This is a genomic window from Haladaptatus sp. (genome assembly GCF_049589095.1).
Lineage (GTDB): Archaea > Halobacteriota > Halobacteria > Halobacteriales > Haladaptataceae > Haladaptatus.
In genome coordinates this window covers 1-3,301 of record NZ_JBAWAC010000592.1, presented here as the reverse complement: position 1 = coordinate 3,301, position 3,301 = coordinate 1, and the positions used below count along the sequence as shown (strand labels likewise).

The window sequence follows — 3,301 nt, the reverse complement described above, 5'->3', positions numbered from 1 at the left end:
CTGACTATCTACCTGAAAGGAGTCTGCATGGGGTCCGCCGACGCGGTCCCCGGCGTCTCCGGCGGAACGATCGCCCTCATCACGGGAATCTACGAACGGCTTATCTCCGCCGTCGCGTCCTTCGACCCACGAATCGTGCCGAGCATCCTTCGAGCGTACGACCCGGACGAGCGCGCAGCCGTCCGCGGGATGCTTTCGGAGATGGATCTCCCGTTTCTCCTCGCACTGGGTGCGGGAATCGCAACGGCAGTCGTGGCGGTGACGGGTGCCGTCACGTGGGGAAGCAAGCATCATCCCGTGATCCTCTACGGCTTCTTCTTCGGCCTCATCGCCGCGTCGGCCATCGTCCTCTACAGCGAGGTGTCGATTAACACGCCGGGGCAAGTCGGTGCCGCCGTCGCGGGCTTCGCCATCGCGTTCCTCATCGCCGGTGCGACCGAATCGGCGACCGGCGCGACGCCGCTTCCGTTCGTCTTCGTGACCGGGATGGTTGCCATCAGCGCGATGATCCTCCCCGGCGTCTCCGGGGCGCTCATCCTCATGCTCCTCGGGCAGTACAACTACCTCTCCGAGAGCCTACACGGGTTCAAGGACGCGCTCGTCGGCCTCCTCGACGGCGGATCGATCGCGTCCGTCGTCACACCCGGCGCGGTCGTGGTGACGTTCATGATCGGTGCGCTCGTCGGGTTGTTGACCATCTCCCGAATCGTGTCGTGGGCGCTCGAACACTACCGGGCGGCGACGCTGACGTTCCTCGTCAGCCTGATGGTCGGGGCGCTTCGCTACCCCGTCGAGAAGACGTTCTCGTCGGCGTCGTTCGCGTGGACGCCGACGGTACTCGGCGCTGCAATCGTCGCCGCGCTCGTCGGTGGGGGTGCCGTCCTCCTGCTCGACTACACCACCGACGACCTCGACTACTGAGTGGGACAAACGTTAACTTACTGCATGTCATAGGGCGCTCGATGACCGCGACATACGAATGTGAACAGTGTGGTAACCGCGTGAGCGCGCTCCGGCACCCGGGCGAATGCCCGGACTGCGGTGCCGAGTTGCGAAACGTCAGCGTTCCGCGCGAGTAACTTCCTTCGGGAGGGTGGGGAGCGAATCGAGGCTGTCCGTTACGGCGTCGATGTCGTCGGCCACCTCGATCAGATAATTCCCGGCATCGGCGGTCGTGACTGCGCCGTCCGGCGTCGATTCGATGTATCCCTCCTCCTCCAGAAGCCGAAGGGACGCACGGATCTCGTGGTGTTCCCGTTCGGCGGTCCGCGACAGCCGTCGAATCCCTATCGGACCGTGTTCCCCGACGAGAAGGAGAACCCGATGGGTCCGCTCGATTATCTCGATTTCGTGGTAGAGGGAGTCAAACATGTCTGAACACTACCGTCTCTCCACAAAAGCGTTCCTCCGAAGCGACACTGTGTGAAACAGTACCATTCGTAGTCGCGTGGCTACCCCGACGGTCGCACCCCATCATCGGTCCCGACCCGCATCAACAGCAACGCGAAGAGCAGCGGCGAGAAGACCGCGAGGATGATCGCGGCGGCGAAGACGTACGCGTCGGCCGGGATGTTCGCGTTCGAACTCGTCGCTTCCTTTTTCGCGCCCGGAATCTGCACCTTCCCGACCATCGTCGTCGGATGTACTTGACAGCGGTACTTCACCATCTCGGGCGTGGCGGTGAACGTCAGCGACTGCGTTGCTCCTTTTTGCGACATTCTATCCGTCCCTTTGATGACGTTCCCCGAGGAGTCCAGCAGTTGGAAGTTGTGCGGTTGGCCGTCGAGGTTCGTCCAGATGACCTCGTACTTCTGCCCGGCCTTGAACTTCAATGTCGGGTTCTTCTTCCCGGAAATGCTGGACGGTTGCTGTCCCTGCCAGCCCATGACTTCGCCGCCGAGTTTGATGGTCTTCGTCCCCTGTGCATCGGCGGTACCGCTGCTCGCGGCGGCGACGGTCCCCGCCGCCATCGTCGTGAGAAAGGCTCGCCTCGTCTGGGTCCTCGTTTGCTGTCGTGACATCGTACCCCCTACTTCGTTCACGACGGGAACCGGCAAGAAGGTTCAGGGTCCCGAATCCCGGCTCGAATGTCCGTACAAAAAACTATTCAGCGGTGAGGAGTGTACTCGTCACGATGAGCGAGGACACAGTGGGAGAGGTGAGCACGCTCCTGTGGTGGCTCGGCTGGCGACCCTTCGCCGGGATTTTGCTCGGCGTCATCCTCGGGGGCCTCTTCGTCGTTGCGAACCCGACCCTTGCCAGTCTCGCCGTCGGTGCACTGATCGGACTCGGCCTGTGGTACACCGGGACGAAGGAGGTAGACCGGACGTACTGGACCCTCCTCGACGACCACGCGGAGTACACGAAACGGATCGCCGAGGAGCTACGGGACGACCGGTCCCACGGGACCTGCTACACGTTGAACTACAGTTCAGGTACGTCGCTGTGGGTGAAACCGGACGAGCGATACTTCACGACCCACGCCCTCGTCGGCGACGAGTCGGTCGCGTTTCACGAGGGCGTCGATATGAAACGTCGGATTCCGTACGTCAGGAACGACGTCACCGAAATCCGTTACGAGTGGCTCTCCTCGATACAGTACGAACGGCCGTACGTGCGACTCGAACTGACGAGCGGGAAGTCGATCCGCTACCGTGCGAACGACGCGCCCGACGCCCTGTTCGACGACGTGCGCGCACACATGCAACGCCGTCCGCAGGACACCACCGAGGAAAAGGGTGAGACGATTCAGCGCGAGTTCAACTGACCAGCGCCGTATCCTACACTTCAACTGACCAGCGCCGCGTCCAGCACTTCCAGCGGGTGGCGAATATCGTAGCCCGTCCCGTGTTCCATCTGCATCGCGCAGGTCGGACACTCGGTCATGCCGGTTTCGCCCTCGGCGTCCTCCATGTGCTCGAACATCTCCTCGCCGATTTTCATGGATTTGTCGTACTTCTCCTCCTTCCAGCCGTACGTGCCGCTGATGCCGGAACAGGAGTCGCCAACGTCCACCGGATCCGTGCCGTCGAGCGCCGACAGCAGTTCGACGGCCTGTCCGGCGAGTCCCTGATTCCTGGCGTGACACGGCGCGTGGTAGGACAGCGTTCCGAACTCGGACTCCGGAACCGACGACTCCGCGAGCGCGCCGTCTAGGTCCTCGTTGACACGGAGGTATTCGAGCGCCTCGTAGGTGTTCGACGAGACCTTCTCGGTGCCGTCGAACGAGTAGAGTTCCGGGTACTCCTGCCGGAGCGACATCGAACAGGACGTACACGAACAGATGACGTCGTACCCCTGC

At 62.6% G+C, this 3,301-nt stretch carries 6 protein-coding genes; 3 read left to right on the top strand and 3 right to left on the bottom strand.

Translation table 11 applies throughout. The annotated features are described in order from the left end of the window. Positions 1 to 921, top strand: a 921-nt coding sequence (locus WBV42_RS18535; protein WP_423987342.1) for a DUF368 domain-containing protein, incomplete at its 5' end; no start/stop codon positions are given. A gap of 41 nt (positions 922 to 962) precedes the next feature. Continuing rightward, entirely contained in the window at positions 963 to 1,079 is a 117-nt protein-coding gene (locus WBV42_RS18530) for a rubrerythrin-like domain-containing protein (RefSeq protein ID WP_423987341.1), read from the top strand. On the opposite strand, the gene WBV42_RS18525 is transcribed toward WBV42_RS18530, so the two are convergent. Both WBV42_RS18525 and WBV42_RS18520 read right to left on the bottom strand, forming a co-directional pair. Continuing rightward, on the bottom strand, positions 1,060 to 1,371 hold the full coding sequence (locus tag WBV42_RS18525; RefSeq protein WP_423987340.1) for a hypothetical protein: 312 nt from the start codon (positions 1,369 to 1,371) through the stop codon (positions 1,060 to 1,062). The two genes, WBV42_RS18530 and WBV42_RS18525, sit on opposite strands and share 20 nt — an antisense overlap. An 80-nt stretch (positions 1,372 to 1,451) precedes the next feature. Next, a complete protein-coding gene (locus WBV42_RS18520; RefSeq protein WP_423987339.1) occupies positions 1,452 to 2,021 on the bottom strand; it encodes a cupredoxin domain-containing protein in 570 nt (189 codons plus the stop codon). 113 nt (positions 2,022 to 2,134) lie between these two features. Between WBV42_RS18520 and WBV42_RS18515 the strand changes: the two genes are divergently transcribed. Continuing rightward, positions 2,135 to 2,767: a hypothetical protein gene (locus WBV42_RS18515; protein ID WP_423987338.1), complete on the top strand. Its 633-nt coding sequence runs from the start codon at positions 2,135 to 2,137 to the stop codon at positions 2,765 to 2,767. A 20-nt stretch (positions 2,768 to 2,787) separates the two neighbouring features. Here the strand turns inward: WBV42_RS18515 and WBV42_RS18510 are convergent. Further along, positions 2,788 to 3,301 (bottom strand): heterodisulfide reductase-related iron-sulfur binding cluster (locus WBV42_RS18510; protein WP_423987337.1); only part of this gene is annotated, 514 nt, incomplete at its 5' end.